Annotated in this window: 14 protein-coding genes; 2 read left to right on the top strand and 12 right to left on the bottom strand. The window is 64.8% G+C overall.

The features are described from left to right. Positions 1–21 precede the first annotated feature (21 nt). From AC5ZH6_RS05880 to AC5ZH6_RS05840, 9 genes are all read right to left on the bottom strand, one after another. Positions 22–1,647: an ABC transporter substrate-binding protein gene (locus AC5ZH6_RS05880; RefSeq protein ID WP_288336528.1), complete on the bottom strand. Its 1,626-nt coding sequence runs from the start codon at positions 1,645–1,647 to the stop codon at positions 22–24. A 126-nt stretch (positions 1,648–1,773) separates the two neighbouring features. Further along, positions 1,774–2,544: an ATP-binding cassette domain-containing protein gene (locus tag AC5ZH6_RS05875; protein WP_288336529.1), complete on the bottom strand. Its 771-nt coding sequence runs from the start codon at positions 2,542–2,544 to the stop codon at positions 1,774–1,776. After that, the gene (locus tag AC5ZH6_RS05870; protein ID WP_288336530.1) at positions 2,544–3,446 is read right to left on the bottom strand and encodes an ABC transporter ATP-binding protein; all 903 of its coding nucleotides are present in this window, start codon (positions 3,444–3,446) and stop codon (positions 2,544–2,546) included. The genes AC5ZH6_RS05875 and AC5ZH6_RS05870 overlap by 1 nt, the downstream gene beginning before the upstream one ends. Next, the gene (locus tag AC5ZH6_RS05865) at positions 3,443–4,318 is read right to left on the bottom strand and encodes an ABC transporter permease (protein ID WP_094601979.1); all 876 of its coding nucleotides are present in this window, start codon (positions 4,316–4,318) and stop codon (positions 3,443–3,445) included. Before AC5ZH6_RS05865 ends, AC5ZH6_RS05870 begins: the two co-directional genes overlap by 4 nt. Positions 4,319–4,358: 40 nt before the next feature. Next, the gene (locus AC5ZH6_RS05860) at positions 4,359–5,306 is read right to left on the bottom strand and encodes an ABC transporter permease (protein WP_265077538.1); all 948 of its coding nucleotides are present in this window, start codon (positions 5,304–5,306) and stop codon (positions 4,359–4,361) included. Positions 5,307–5,322: 16 nt separating this feature from the next. Further along, positions 5,323–6,069, bottom strand: a complete 747-nt coding sequence (locus AC5ZH6_RS05855) for a GntR family transcriptional regulator (protein WP_094601977.1) — start codon at positions 6,067–6,069, stop codon at positions 5,323–5,325. 339 nt (positions 6,070–6,408) lie between these two features. Beyond that, positions 6,409–7,734 (bottom strand): alpha/beta hydrolase, encoded by a 1,326-nt coding sequence (locus AC5ZH6_RS05850; RefSeq protein ID WP_265077537.1) that lies wholly within the window; start codon positions 7,732–7,734, stop codon positions 6,409–6,411. Positions 7,735–7,842: 108 nt separating this feature from the next. Then, positions 7,843–9,327, bottom strand: coding sequence for an arylsulfotransferase family protein (locus AC5ZH6_RS05845; protein WP_288336533.1), 1,485 nt, complete (start codon positions 9,325–9,327; stop codon positions 7,843–7,845). Continuing rightward, positions 9,264–9,563, bottom strand: coding sequence for a type II toxin-antitoxin system YoeB family toxin (locus AC5ZH6_RS05840; protein WP_288336537.1), 300 nt, complete (start codon positions 9,561–9,563; stop codon positions 9,264–9,266). The genes AC5ZH6_RS05845 and AC5ZH6_RS05840 overlap by 64 nt, the downstream gene beginning before the upstream one ends. 254 nt (positions 9,564–9,817) lie before the next feature. Here AC5ZH6_RS05840 and AC5ZH6_RS05835 point away from each other — a divergent pair, with 254 nt between their 5' ends. Further along, on the top strand, positions 9,818–10,477 hold the full coding sequence (locus AC5ZH6_RS05835) for a hypothetical protein (protein ID WP_288336534.1): 660 nt from the start codon (positions 9,818–9,820) through the stop codon (positions 10,475–10,477). 151 nt (positions 10,478–10,628) lie between these two features. After that, on the top strand, positions 10,629–11,717 hold the full coding sequence (locus AC5ZH6_RS05830) for a PrsW family glutamic-type intramembrane protease (RefSeq protein ID WP_288336535.1): 1,089 nt from the start codon (positions 10,629–10,631) through the stop codon (positions 11,715–11,717). Between the two features lie 427 nt (positions 11,718–12,144). On the opposite strand, the gene AC5ZH6_RS05825 is transcribed toward AC5ZH6_RS05830, so the two are convergent. The 3 genes from AC5ZH6_RS05825 to AC5ZH6_RS05815 are packed head-to-tail and all read right to left on the bottom strand — an operon-like array spanning position 12,145 to position 14,800. Continuing rightward, positions 12,145–12,927, bottom strand: coding sequence for a GntR family transcriptional regulator (locus tag AC5ZH6_RS05825; protein WP_496168646.1), 783 nt, complete (start codon positions 12,925–12,927; stop codon positions 12,145–12,147). Continuing rightward, positions 12,927–13,721: a 3-oxoacyl-ACP reductase FabG gene (gene fabG / locus AC5ZH6_RS05820; protein WP_496168644.1), complete on the bottom strand. Its 795-nt coding sequence runs from the start codon at positions 13,719–13,721 to the stop codon at positions 12,927–12,929. The genes AC5ZH6_RS05825 and fabG overlap by 1 nt, the downstream gene beginning before the upstream one ends. Positions 13,722–13,774: 53 nt before the next feature. Next, positions 13,775–14,800: a phosphotransferase enzyme family protein gene (locus AC5ZH6_RS05815; RefSeq protein ID WP_496168643.1), complete on the bottom strand. Its 1,026-nt coding sequence runs from the start codon at positions 14,798–14,800 to the stop codon at positions 13,775–13,777. Between the last annotated feature and the right edge of the window lie 241 nt (positions 14,801–15,041).

Below are 15,041 nucleotides of genomic sequence, written 5' to 3'. Positions count from 1 at the left end.
ATCTCGCCGGCACACGAGATGTCAACTGACCGAGACCTGTGTCAGGTCAACGAACCACGACTGCGGCTGCACGAACCCGTGCACGTTCTCGGTGATCACACGCGGGTTCTTGTCGTTGACGACAACCAGCCACGGGGCGTCGCGTCCGAGGATTCCGGCGACCTGCGCGTAGATGTCGGCGCGGGCCTGGTCGCTGGCGACCGTCTTCGCCTGGGCCAGAAGGGCATCGACTTGTGGATTCGAGTACTTGCCCACGTTGGGCAGGGACTGGCTCCCGAACCACATCGACCAGAAGCCTTCTTGCTGGAACGACAGCGAGATGTTGACCGCGTTCGCGTTGTCGGGGATCTTCCCGGCAAAGAAGTCGGTCAGCATCGCCGACCATTCGATCGGCTTGAGCTCGACCTTGACGCCGACCTTGGCCAGATCGGATTGCAGCGCCGTGTTCATCGGCGTCGGCACCATGTTGCCCGAACCGCTGGTGGGGTACGACAACGTCATGGTGAAGCCATTGGGATAGCCGGCCTGCGCGAGCATCTGCTTGGCCTTGGCCGGGTCATATCCGTAGACCTCGTTCGACTTTCGGTACGCCGTGTTCGCCTTGGGAGCGATGCCCAATGCCGGTTCGGCGGTCCCCTTCAGGATTCCGCTGACCAGCGAATCGCGATCGATCGCCCAGTTGAGCGCCTGCCGGACCTGGACATTGTTGAAGGGTGCACGCGTCGTGTCGAACACCCACGGCCAGACGTGGTCATAGGAGTTCGTCAGGACGTCATATCCTTCTTGCTTCAACGCGGGCACGTCATCGGGCGGCGGGACCTCGATCCAGTTGACCTCGCCGGAACGGATTGCCGCGGTGCGGGCTGTCGGGTCCGGGATCGGCCGCAGAATCAGCTGCTTGAGTTTCGGGGCACCGGCCCAGTAGTCGGGGTTCGCGTCCAGGGTGAGTTGCTTGGCACGCTCGAGGGAATTGAACTTGAACGGACCGGTGCCGACCGGATGTTGACCGAAACCTTGGTTGCCCTCTTTCTTGATGGCCGTCGGACTGCCGAAGTAGACCGTGGCGAGGTCGTTGGGCAGATACGCCCACGGGCCCTTGGTGGAGATCGTGATCGTCATGTCATCGACCTTCGCGAACGACTTGACACCCGAGATCGACAATCCGCCCTGCGCGGCGAGTTCCGGGTAGTAGTGGTCGGTGCCGGTGTCGACGTAGCGCTCCAGGTTGAAGATCGCGGCGTCGGCGTTCCACGGGGTTCCGTCCTGGAACTTCACCCCGGGCCGGAGCTTGAACGTCCACTCCGTGAGTTCGGGGTTGGCCGTCCAGGATTCGGCGAGATCGGGTTTGATCGTGGGGATCTTGTCCGAGGAGGTGAGATCGAATTTGGTCAGTCCGTCGTAGAGCTGGTTGGCGACGAACCGCAGCCCCTCGTATCCCTGGCCCTGGGCAAGACCGGTGTCCAACAACGGAATATCGGAGGCGGTCATGCCGATGATCAGCGTGTCGTCACCCCCACCCTGGACAGCCTTGCCGCCACCGCAAGCGCTGAGGGCGATCGCGGCAACCGCCACAACCGACACGAAACCCAGCGGCACTACCCGCTTTCGCACTCGAGCCCGAAAGCGGGAGGTGAGATTCTTCTGCACGGTACTCCTTCATTGTGGTGCCCGACCGTGTGTGGGCAGGCGTCATCGATCCGGCCACTGGTCGGACTGGTGGTGAGAGATGTCGATCTTGTGTTGCGCCGCGCTGCGCGTCGGCTGATCAGGCTGTCACGAAGCCATCAGCGACTTCCCCGGGATCGCGCTGAGCAGACGAGCGGTGTACTCATCCTGCGGATTCGACCAGACCTGTTCGGCCGAACCATATTCCACGACCTTTCCGTGGTTCATGACGACGACGTTGTCGGAGATGTGCTCGACGACCGCCAAGTCGTGCGAGATGAAGATGAACGCGACGTTCATGTCTCGCTGGAGGTCGGCGATCAGGTTGAGCACCTGCGCCTGAACGCTCTTGTCGAGGGCCGAGACTGCTTCATCGCACACCACGAGCTGTGGTTCGGTCGCGAGCGCTCGGGCTATCGCCACCCGTTGCAGCTGTCCGCCCGACATCTGGTGCGGATATCGGCGCGCGTACGAGGGCGTCATCCCCACCCGGCCGAGTAAGTCCGAGACACGCTGCTGCCGTTCGGCTCTCGCAATCCCATGAACGCGCATGTTGAACTCCATCGAGGCACCGATGGTCAGTCGCGGGTTCAACGAGGTCTGGGGATTCTGCGGTACCACCTGCATCCGGGCACGAAGCTCATGCAGCCGAGCCCGCGACATCGAATAGATGTCCGCCCCGTCGAACAGCACTGTGCCCGAGTCGGGCTTCAGCAGTCCCAGGAGCATCCGGCCCGTGGTCGACTTGCCCGACCCTGATTCGCCGACGACTCCGACGATCTCGCCGGCCGAGACCTCGAGCGAGACACCGTCAACTGCTCTGTGCCGGTTGCCGTATGTCTTCACCAGGTCGGTTGCCTGCAGCAAGGGTTGTGTCATCACGCCACACTTTCTGTCGGGAATCCGTCTGGCCCACAGGTCCATCCAGCCATCGTCGGCAGTTCTCCCCGGCGAATGCCCGGGCGTGGTTGTGCCGCGAGCAGGCCGGCCGTGTACTTCTCGGTGGGGTGGGTCAGGACCTGATGAGCTATTCCGGATTCGACGATCCGGCCGGCGTACATCACGGCGACATGGTCGCCGTAGTCGGCAGCGACGCCGACGTCGTGGGTCACCATCAGTACCGCCATCCCGGTGTCACGTCGCAGGTCCGCGATGAGGTCGAGGATCTGCGCCTGCACCGTCACATCGAGGGCCGTCGTGGGTTCGTCGGCGATCAAGACCTGCGGACGGCAGGAGATCGCGATCGCGATGACGGCACGTTGTCGCATACCGCCGGACAGCTCGTGCGGAAAGCTGTGAAAGACCCGGCGCGGATCAGTGATACCCACCTGATCCAGGAGCTCGAGCGCAAGGCGGTCGGCGGCGCGTTTGGTGCCCTCCTGCCGGTGCATCAGGATGACCTCGCGTAGTTGTGCACCGATCCTGCGCAGCGGATCCAGCGCGCCTGTGGGGTCTTGAGGCACAAGTGCGAGTTCACTACCGCGGTATCCGCGCATCGCTTCGTCGGTGGTGTCGAGAAGTTCTACTCCGTTGAAGCGGACCGAACCCGTGATCTGCGCCGACTTGTCGTACAGTCGCAGAATCGAACGGGCCGTCACCGACTTTCCCGATCCACTCTCTCCCAGCAGCATCAAGGTCTCGCCGCGGCCGACCGTGAAGGAGACGCCGCGCACGATCTCGGTGGCCGTCCCGTCGCGTCCGACGAAGCTCGTCGCGAGCGAATCGATCGCCAGGGGTGGTTGTTCGCCGGTCTTGCTGTCCGGTATCGCGGTGGTGGTCACCGGTCGCCGCCCTTCACGTCGAGGATGTCGCGGAGTCCGTCGCCGAGGACGTTGAAGGCCACGGAGACAATGAGAATGGCGACCGCGGGAATAGCGGCGAGGATCGGCTGGCTGTAGATGTACTGCGTGTGATCGCTGACCATCAGTCCCCACTCTGCGGTCGGCGGTGCGACGCCCAGGCCGAGGAAGCTGAGCCCTGCTGCGTAGACGATCGACAGGCCGATGAGCGCGGTGCAGTAGACGACAACTGGTGGCGCGACATTGGGCAGCACCTGTCGGGAGGCGATGGCCACTGGTCCAGCACCGGACGCACGAGCTGCCTCCATGTAATCGAGATCGACGATCCGCCGTGTTTCGGTCTCGGCCACACGTGCAACCGGCGGGATCAGGATGACCGCGAGAGCAATGATCGAGTTGGATACGCCGGAACCGAGGGCGGCGGCGATGGCGATCGCCAACAGGACCGCGGGGAAGGCGTAGAACACGTCGAGAGTCCGCATGATCAGGCGGTGGGTCCATGGACGTCCCAGTCCGGCAGAGACACCCAGTATCGATCCGATCGTGCCCGCCACGAAAACCGGGACCAAACCGGCGAGGAGTGACAGCCGCGACCCCACCACGATGCGGGCGAGGATGTCCCGGCCTTGCCCGTCGGTTCCGAGGAGATGTCCGGCAGTGCCGACGGGTTGGAGTCGGTTCGCGATGTCGCCGGCATTCGGATCGGCGACGAGTAGTGGGCCGAACGTTGCCATGAGAACGACGAAGATCACGACGAGTGTGGCGATCGTCATCGACGGTCGCAGGCGTGGAATATGAATATGATTGCTCGCCAACCGGAATCGGATGCCGGACGCCGCAACGGTAGTGTTCATGATTCGTGCTTCCTGATTCGTTGGTGGTCGGTTGGTGTGATCATGCGACGCGCACTCGCGGATCGATGAGTCCCTGCACAACGTCGACGATGAGGTTGAGGAGCACGAAGGCGAACGCCGAGACGAGCACCGCAGCTTGGATCACCGGTAGGTCTCGTTGCGTGATCGATTGGTAGACAAGTAATCCGATGCCGGGCCAGGAGAAGACGGCTTCGACGAAGATCACGCCGCCCAACAGGTAACCGATCTGCAAACCGGCGACGGTGAGCAATGACGGGACCGTGTTGTGCATGACGTGTCGCATCACCGTGCGCTGCGGCAGGCCACGGGCGGTGAGGGATTCGACGAAGTCCATACTCATGACGTCACGCACCGAGCTGCGAAACATGCGCGCGATGATGCCGGCAGGTACCAGCGCCGCAGTGAATGCCGGCAGCGCCGCATGCTTCAGGAGATCGCCGAGTCCGCCACCACCCACCGGGCTGTACATGCCGCTGGACGGAAAGAGCCCGACGTTCACCGACAGCCATATGATCAACAGAATTCCGACCGAGTATTGCGGTACGGAAATGGCCACCAAGGAAAAGCTGTTGGCGATTTTCGCCGCGATCCCGTGCGGTCGCAACGCCACGAACGCTCCGATGCCGACACCCAACAGCAGCGCGAGCACGGCGGCGATAGCACTGAGTATCAACGTGTTGTACAAGGCGTCGGAGACGATCGGGCCGACGTCGGAGTGTCTCGACAGGCTGGTGCCGAAGTCTCCAGTGACCGCGTGCAGCAGCCATGTGACGTACTGGACCGGCAGCGGTCTGTCCAGTCCCAGCCGCGCCGACAGTTCGGCGTGGGCCTCCGGCGTACCGGTGGGGCCCAGCATGGTGGCGACCGGATCGCCGGGGATGATCTTGATGGTGATGAAGACGACCAACGACACTCCCAGGAGTGTGGGGATCGCCAGTAGAGCGCGTCGACCAACGTATGTGAGCATGAGAATCTCCCCCGGATCAGTGAACGGAACGACGGTTACCCCGCCGCGGTAGTTGAGTTTGGATCGCGATCCGGTCTCCCCGAACGCGAGCGAAGCCGTACTCGAGGACCAGTCCGCCGGTGTCACGGATACGGCGCTCGAACAGCATCACCGGGGACCCGACGGGTACCGCGAGTTGTTGTGCCACATGGTCGTCTACGACGATCGTGGACTCCACGCTGAAATCCGTGATCCCGATTTCGATCCCTGCGTCCTCGTACAGGCCGTACCAATCCGGGACACCACCGCGTGCCCGCTCGACGACCGGGCCCAGTGAAGCAGGGAGGTAGAGGGTGGCCACGTAATAAGGCGAACCGTGGATCGTCGTGACGTAATCGACCACCGCGCAACTGTCTCCGGGTCGCATGTTGAGCTTGGCTGCCACTCGCGGTACCGACGGTTCGTAAGTGATGTCGAGCAACGTGTTGACAGTCGGAGCCGAATCCACACCGTGCAGGTGAGTGAAAGCATGCCGGATCTTCGATGCCACGACAAACGTTCCCGCGCCCTGATATCGAGCGATCAGACCTTCATCGCGCAACATCGCCAAGGCATCGCGAATGGTTTGCCGACTCGTCGAAAACGACATCATCAGCTCGGATTCACTGGGCAAGACTCCGTCCGTGATCTCACCGCTGACGATGGCGGAGCGTAAGAGATCACGAACCTGTCGCGTAGCAGCCAACCTGCGCAGCGTTCGCGGGTTCCGGCCTGGGTAGCTCATGCGGAGAATGGTTAGGTAAGGGTGTATCGCCGCAACAACATTTCAGTAACGCGATAGTTACGCGGGCAACCTCATCTGTACGCTGTTGTTCACCAGCATCTTTCGATAACCGACAGTCGAATGACGCTGCCAAACGGCACTCCCTGCGCGGCCAATGCCCCGCCCTGGTGTGACGGACAGATCAGTCTTGGAACGCTCTTCGGAGTTGCGGGTCGACGCAGACGCTGCTACCCGATTGTCGAACTTTTCGAATTGCCCTCACCGTCGCGAGATGGTGGATCAGTGGCGGTATCTGGATTTCATTGACAGATAACAAACTCGGCCGGTGAACCGACCGGCTCAGCGGTGCGCCGAGGTGATCGCCGGCGCCAGATGCGGAGCCAGCGACCCGATGGCCGTGGCCGCAGTATCAACGGCGTCACGCACCGGTGCGGGAAGCGTCGCCGGCAACGACGAGAGCTCGCGCTCGACGTTGGCCGGGCTCACCGGACTCGGTGGCGTCGGCGAGGTCGGTGCAACTGACGAGGATTGCGTCGATGACGTTGAAGTACCGGCGGCTGCCGCATCCAGCGCGGCGTCGACCTCCTGCGCGTCGGCGTGTGCGTCGTCGCCCCACGCGAGCCAGTTGTGACCGCCGCTCGAATAGCGGTAGCGCACCGGAAGCCCGACAGCGGTGGTCGCCGCCTGCAGCAGCAGGGTGGAGCCGAACGCCGCGGATTCGAGCGCTCCGCCGACGAGCACTCCGTCGGCCGAGGAGAGCAGGAATGCCGGGAGTTGTTCGGGATGCTCACGCCAGATGGTGGCCATCGCAGCGTTCTGCGCGTCGATCTCGGCCGGTGAGAGAGTGCCGTTCCCGGTCGACACGATGATCGTCTGGGGTGGGGCGGGCTCGGTGAGGAGTCGGCGCGCCACGCTGTTGTGCGCCCAGTTGTTGCCGGGGCTCAACGGGTTACCCCACATTCCCCATAGCCCGTTGGTGATGCCCGATCGGCTGATCTGGATGAGTGGGATCGCGAGCCATCCCAGCGGGTTGTCGGTCTCGTAGTAACCGGAGTAAGCGCGCATCACCGAGAACGTCTCGGGGTGGTCAAGCCCGGTGATGATCGCCGGTGCCGCCGACATCGACACCCCGACGATCGCGTTGTTGTGCTGTCCGACATCGAAATTCGAGTACAGGTATGCAGGGAGTTCCGAGCTGAGGAAGGTCTCCCACTGCGGCGCGGACGCGGCACCGGTCGGCGCGGTACGCCAGTTGGTCATCCACTCCCCCGACCCGCCCGTCGGCATCACCAGATTGTCTGCGGGACTGTAGTTCTGGACCGCACCTGCGATCGGCAACGACCACGAGCTGTAGGCCGGGGTGGAGCCGAGCCCGTCGAGGAAGTACACGCCTCGTTCGGTTTGGCCGGGTTGCTGATCGGACGGCCGTACCTGCACGGTGACCTCGCGGCCCAGCGACTCCGAGTGCCAGCTACAGGTCTGCACATGATTCGCCTGATCCTCCGCGGTGCGCCACACGCATCCTGGTCGCAGCCGATCGGGGTCGACCGCGTGCGCCGCTCCGGCACCGACCACGGCCGCTCCGCTCGAGGCGAGACACACGGCAAGCACCGCGGCGGCCACTCGGCGCGACGTGGATCGCTTGGTCGTGGCGTGTCGCTTCATGCGGAGCCCCTCACTTGTCGCATCAACTCCACCGTACGGGCCCCGACGCAACGGGCGGTGACAATGCCACATCGGTCCCTCAAAAGGTGGACAGACGAGCGGGTGATCTCACTCCGCCGACAACGGCACCGACCGCCCGATCACCTTCCCGGCCGAGTCGAGTGCCTCGACCTGGTAGTAGCCGGAAGCTTTCTGCGGCAGCGTGATCGGCGTCGACGCGCCGTTCCACGCCGTGGTCGTCAGCGGTGTCAGGTTGGCGGCGGTGCTGCCATGCAGCACCCGCCACTGGACAACGCGGGTCGCGCCATTCCAGGCGGCGCGGATCGTCATGCCGTCGTGGCCGATGACAGCCTCGGGCACGCCGATCGGCTCACCGGTCCACGGTTGGTAGTAGGCGCGGTAGCTGCCCGTCGGGGCCAGGGTGACGTCGTAGACCATCTGCCCGGTCGGGGTGAACTCGGCGATGTGATTGCCGGTCCCCCAGCTGCCGAACACGTCGCCGTTGGGCAGCATCTGCGCGTTGCCCATCGCGGTGGCTCGCACGTTGCCCGGGTGGGTCTGGTTGCGGATCAACGTCGTGGTGTGGGTGGCGGTGTCGAGGTGAATCCACTCGATACTCGACGCACCGTTGGTGGTCTGACCGTCGGAGTTGTTGTTGAACAACCGAAGTGTGGTGGCGTCGGGCATCTCGGCGTCGTGTTGGAACGAGAACTGCACTCCCTTACCGAGGGCGAACGACGAGTGTTTCCCGCCGATCTGCCAGTCGATGGCGCCGGTGGTGGGGTCGAGGTTGTAGACGGTCGAGGTGTGGCGCATCGAGACGACCACGTGACCGTCGGGTGCCAGAGAGATCGCGTTGACGTGGTACGGGTCGTAGATGCCGCCGGAGTTGTCGACGGTGTCATTGGGCGAGATGAACGAGTCGGTGATCGGAACATGCTGGGAGGCATGCCAATCGAAGAGCACCTTCTTGGTGGCGACGTCGATCTCCTGGACCACCGCGTCGTACATGGTGCCGTCCTTGGCGCCGCCGACCGCGGTCAGGTCGGCGGTGATCGGCTGGTAGATGGTGATCCATGCATGCTCGCCGTTGTCGGTGAGTCGGAATTCGTGGATGTTGGCGCCGGCCGGTCCGGCCGGGATCGTCGCGATGATCTGGTAGTGCTCGTCGGCGATGTAGTCCACCCCACTCTGCCCCGACGCCAGGTTGCCCTGCCACCAGGTGAGCACCGGCTTGCCGTGGAACTGCTGCACCTGCAGGTCGGCCATCGACTGGCCGGGCGGGGCGGTCCGCGACCACACCACGCGCCCCTTCTTGTCGGCGATCACGACCCGTGAACTCGCGCGCCGCTCGTCGTGCGAGCGCTGCCCGACCACAGCGCTCGCCGGCGAGGTGCCCTCGTTGAAGAACACGTAGCCGCCGGTGGCACCCGCGGCGTCGTTGACGTTGACGGTGTAGGTGGGGGCGACCGCCGACGCCGCCGACGACGACGTCGATCCCGACGTTCCCGGCGAGCCGCAGGCGGCGATCACCGACCCCAGCACTGCGACCCCCGCAATGGACAGCAGACCCCGACACCGGTGTGACGCCATGGGGTCAGGGTAGGACGGCCCGCTGTCAGAGAGCTGGGAGTTCGCTGGAGGGCGGGGAATGGTGATTCCACACCGGCCTCGACTGGAGTCAGCGGTTCAGGTCTTCCGATGCCGGTGAATGCATCGCGCAGGCACGCGTCGAGCAGGGTGTGGATCCGCGTCAGTAGTCGCCGGTCAGCGGATTGCCAGTGCACATAGTCTTCCGCAGACTTCGTCGATCCCGAGAGCGGGTGCATCAAGCCGTATGCGGCAATCGTCAACGGCGAGAACGACGTTGCCGTTACCCGTGGACGGCGATGCTGCGAGCGATCGCCGGCGAGGACGCGATCACCGACTTTCGGGCCGGGTACGGAAAGGCGATCGTCGACTAGCCTCGTGATGCATCATGAGTGGATGAGGACCATCACCCGGCTGGACTGGGCCTCGATGACCATCACCTTCGCGCAGCCTGTGCGCTGATCTGACGCACGGCGCACCCAGGAGAGACATCATGTCGATACGTCGAGCGGCCACAGCCGCACTGCTCGCGCCGATTGCGGCTGCCGCTGCAAGTCTCGCCGCCGTCGTGGTCACCGGAGCGCACCGCCGGCTCGGCGCGACGGCGGACGAAGCCCGGGCGGCATTGCCCGGTGACGACCTGCTTCCGGGCGCGCAGGTGCAGAACGATCGCGCGTGCACCATCGCGGCGCCACCGTCGTCTGTGTGGCCGTGGATCGCCCAGCTCGGACAGAACAAGGCAGGCTTCTACTCATTCGAAGGGCTGGAGAACCTCGTCGGCTGCCAGATCACCGGCGCCACCCGAATCCATCCGGAATGGCAGGACGTCGCCGTCGGGGACCGATTCACACTCCACCCCGACATCGCGCTGCGCGTGGCCGAGGTAGAGCCCGGACGCGCGCTCGTCGTGTCCTCCCAGGGCGCGGATGCCCCCGGTGACATGGACTTCGACACCACGTGGGCGTTCTGCTTGAGTCCCGTCACAACGAACGGATCGTCGGCGACCCGGCTGCATCTGCGGGAGCGTTACGCCACCAGCAGCCGTGCCACCCGGGCCATGATCGAGGTCACCAGCGTCATCAGCGCGGTGATGACGTGGCGGATGATGACCAACCTGCGGGGGCTGGTCGACCGAAACGTCGAGGCATTGTGAATACCTTGCACGAGATAGACATTCTTGTCGCGATTGCCGAATAGCTGAATTCCGCCGGTGCTGGTTATTCCCTCGTTCGGGGGAATACCTCCGCAGATCGTGCACGAGCGTGCGAGAATTGCTTTCACTCGTGCGACGAAAGCAGGCTGTCATGACGAACTCGCTGGTCCCGCCGCCGGGATGGTATCCCTACGGTGCCGCATCAACCACTGCACACTGGGACGGAATGGGATGGACCGGCGAATCCGCACCTGATTCTTCGGTATCCTCACCACCTGCGTGGCATCGGCGTCCCTGGCGTTTTCTGACACATCAATGGTTCTGGTGGATCGTCGCCGGAATGGTGGTGGCCGTCGGTTTCGGAATCATCGGAAATTCGGGTTCCGGGCATTGGTGGGTGTGGCCCGCGGCGATCGGCGTCGTGCTGGTGATGACGGGCATCGTCACGCTCGTGGCCCCACACCTGCGGTTCACCGAGCTGAATCGACTCCCTCTGACGATCGTCGTCGGCGTGGTGTCGGGGGCGGTGGCCCTCGGCGTCGCTACGGCCATCGAGGGGCTCCTCGAGCCGCATCTGCACCTCCCTTTCGCGGTGGACCTGTGGTTGTCCGGGCCCATCGAGGAAACCTGCAAGATCGCGGTGCCGCTGATCCTGTTGATCTTCGCGCGCTCGGTATTCGGCGACCCTCGCCGCGGGGTGCTCATGGTGCTCATCAGCGGGTCGGTGTTCGGCATCGGCGAGGCCATCCAGTACATGGGTGGCGGCAACGGCACCAACTCGCATCTGTTGCAAGCGGTCACGCGTCCACTGACCGAGATCGGGCATCCGCTGTGGGCGAGTATTGCCGCCGCAGCGATCTGGCTCGCGGCGCACCGATCCGGGCGGGTGATCACCAAGGTCGGCTTCCTCGGATGGCTCACCGCGGCCCTCCTGCATTCGGTGCATGACGGGATCGGCTCGTTCGGCCAGCACGGGTCGAAGAACACCGTCACCGACCAGGACTTCACCCTCACCGATGTAGTGCAGGAAGGAGTGGTACTCAACGTCTTCTCCATCCTCGTCGCCGTCGTCTCCTACCTGGTCCTGCGCCACGTACTGCGCGAACTCGTCCCACCGACCGCCATCGCCACCAACGCACCACGCTGGCGGCCCCGGCTCGTGCAGTGGGGTGTGCCGGAAGCGCAGGTTGCACCGGTGGAGTCGGCGGCGGCGGGGTCAGGGTTCGAAGGTCACCGCTAATCGATGGTCGAGGCGCGAGCCCGCTAGGGCGAGCCTCGAGACCGCCTGCGCCGATGCTGGTTTCGTCAGTTCCGCGGTGGTTGCGATACCTATCATCTCGCCGGGTCTCGAGGCCCTCGCCCTAGCGGGGGGAAGGCCGGCCCGAGATCGGGGTAGGTCATCGCCGCCCCCCGGTCGAGGGGGAAGGTCCTGCCCGCGGCAGGCTGCCACCACCCGATGGTCGAGGTGCGAGCCCGCTAGGTCGAGCCTCGAGACCGCCTGCGCCGATGCTGGTTTCGTCAGTTCCGCGGTGGTTGCGATACCTATCATCTCGCCGGGTCTCGAGGCCCTCGCCCTAGCGGGCTCGCGCACCTCGACCATCGGGGGGAAGGACCGGCCGGCGAGTGGGCCGACCATCCGGGGGGAAGGCTTGGCCGGCGATCGGGGATTAAACGCTGACGACCCGCTCCACCACGCCGTCGGCGGCCAGGCTCTCGCGACCGAGGACGGTGTTGGTGGCGGCGACCAGCCGCACGCGATCGGCGCGGAACAGGTCGTTGCCGTACTCGAAGGGGCGCCCACGTTGATCGCGGGTGACCCGGCTGACTGCAAGCAGCGGCCGATTCCGTGGTATCTGCAGCCATTGCGCCTCACGCGGATTGGCCATCACCACCTCGATGGTCTCGCATGCGGTGGTCGGACGGAACCCATAGCGTTCCTCGAGTAGCGAGTACAGGGATCCGCCAAGCGGCTGGTCGAGGAGGTCGGGCACCTGCTGGGCGACGAGACATGCGGTGTCGACCGACAGCGGAACACCGTCGGCGAAGCGTAACCGTCGCACGACGAGGACCTCGTCGCGCTCGCCGATCTCCAGTGACCGCGCCTCGACCACGGTGGCCGGGCGCCGTTCGGTGGCCAGCACCTGCGATCTGCTCGTGTGTCCGCCGGTGAGTAGCCGCTCGGGGAGGCTGCTCAACTCTCCCGCGGCGCGTTCGACCACTCCGGCGCGCACGAAGATTCCTCCACTGCGGCCTGGACGGCGTTCGACGATGCCCGCCTGGGCGAGCGTGAGCAGCGCGCTGCGCAGCGTCGACCTCGATACCGAGAACGACTCGGCCAGATCACGTTCGGACCCGAGCCGCGAACCCGGCCCGATCTCACCGCGACCGAGCATGGCAAGGATGCGCCGTCGGACGTCCTCGGCGACCGGGCCGCCTTTCGTCTCCTCCATCAGGACGTCGCATCGTCGAGTGGCAGCACCGCTTCCGGGGTTTCGGGCAGCACCTGTCCACCGTCGACGCCGATCGCCTGACCTGTGATGTACGCGGCCTCGTGGGTCGCCAGAAACGCAGCGAGATAACCGATGTCGTCAGGACGGCCGAGGGTGCCCGCCGGAATACTGCGGGTCATCGACGCGATGTAGTCCTCCCCCATCTCGACGAGCCCTTCGGTCAGGATGTTGCCCGGCAGAACGGCATTGACGGTGATGCCGTGCGGGGCGAGTTCAACGGCGGCGGTGCGCATGAACCCGAGTTGCGCGGCCTTGGACGCACCGTAATGCGACCATCCGGGAAAGCCGGTGAGCGGACCGGTGATCGACGAGGTGAGGATGATCCGGCCGGCCGACGAGGCGCGCAGCCCGTCCAAACAGGACTGCACCGTGTAGACAGTGCCCTTGACGTTGACGTCGAGAACCTCGTCGAGTTGCTGCGGGGTCATCGTCGCCAGCGGCGCTTCCGGAAAGATCCCGGCGTTGGCGCACACCACATCGATGCCACCGAACGCGTCGATCACCGTGCGCGCCATGGCAGTACAGGACTCCGGATCGCACACGTCGGCTACGGCGCCGATCACTCGTCCGGTGCCGAGCAGGTCGAGTTCGGCAGCGCAGGCAGCGACCTGCTCGGCGTTGCGGGCGACGACGGCGACATTCGCGTCGGCGCGGGCGAATACCGACGCGATCCCTTTCCCGATCCCCTTGCTGGCCCCGGTGACCACCACGGACTTACCCGCGAGCGCGAACATCGGCTACTCCTTTCGCTCGCCACCCGGGCGAGAGTTGTTCGAGAAAACAATCGTCATACCAGCTGGCACGGCTCGGCCAACCACATACGATCCCGGCAGTAACGGTCGGCGATCTCGGCTGTGCCCGACACGAAGTCGGCACCGGCGGCCAGCGCAGAGTCGGCCTCTGGGTGACTGCCGATCCAGGCGGTGAGCATGACGCGGCGCAGCATCACAAAGGTCGGGATCATCGCACGATGCTCGGCGTCGAGTGCCCGCACCGACCGGTAGCCGCACACCCACTCGCCGATCATCGTCTCGGCCTGCGGGGTGTTTTCAACGAAGGAGACCACAGCGCCGAGATCGGCGAGATACCAAGACCATCCGGAGTCGTCGAAGTCGATGACGGTGATCGTTGCGTCGTGCACCATGAGGTTGGCGAGACGGAGATCGGCGTGCACGAGCCCGAAACGGTCGCGGCCCATACCGTAGGCATCGAGCCGAGCCGAGAGCGTGTCGACCGCGTGGCCGATCCGAACCTGCTGACCCCGGGTGAGACCCGGTGCGGCACGCCAGTCGCCCCAGCGTGCCTGCGGGCCGAGCGTGGCGTCGAGGTCCCACCGGAATCGGGTGAATCCAGGCGGCATTCGCCAGGTTTCGACGTGCTCGTGCAACTGGGCGGTGATCACCCCGAGATCCCGGAAACCGATGTCGGCGGTCGGGTCCTCACCGTTGATGCCCTCGACGAACTCGAAGGCACTGACGAAACGTCGCTCGGCCCCGAGCTGAATCGACATCAACAGCGAACCATCCAGCGCAGCAACGACTGCCGGCGTCGAGATTGTCGTCGACTCGGCGAGCGCGGCCATCCACGCCAGCTCCGACTCGATGGCCTCACGCGAGTGATAGCCCGGTCGGTGCACGCGCATCACCAGACGCCGGCCGTCCTGCTCAAGAAGAAAGGTGCCGTTCTCGCTGATGCTGAGCAGCCGCACATCCGCCCTGTCCAACCCGTACCGCGGTGCCGCCGCCACCGCGAACGCACGGTAGTCGTCGGCAAGTACGGTCCGCTCGCGCATCTGAGCCGTCGCCTCCTGCATCGGCTCAGCATGAGCGAGCAGGCGGTCTTCGACAACCGGAGAACAGACCAAATAGCGAGCACTTCACCGGATCGTTTCATCAACCCGACATCGGCAATCTGCGCGTAACACATGTTGTCGCCGCTGCGATCTCAGCACTTGACCAGCACCAACTCCTGTGCCAATAATTCGTGATCGTGTCGAGCGACCTCGTACACGACACCTCCAATCGGTCCGGTCATCACAGTCGCTAACCAGACCA

Source organism: Gordonia sp. YC-XJ4, assembly GCF_059511865.1.
Note: the sequence above shows the minus strand (reverse complement) of the source record. Positions and strands in the feature narration are given on the sequence as shown.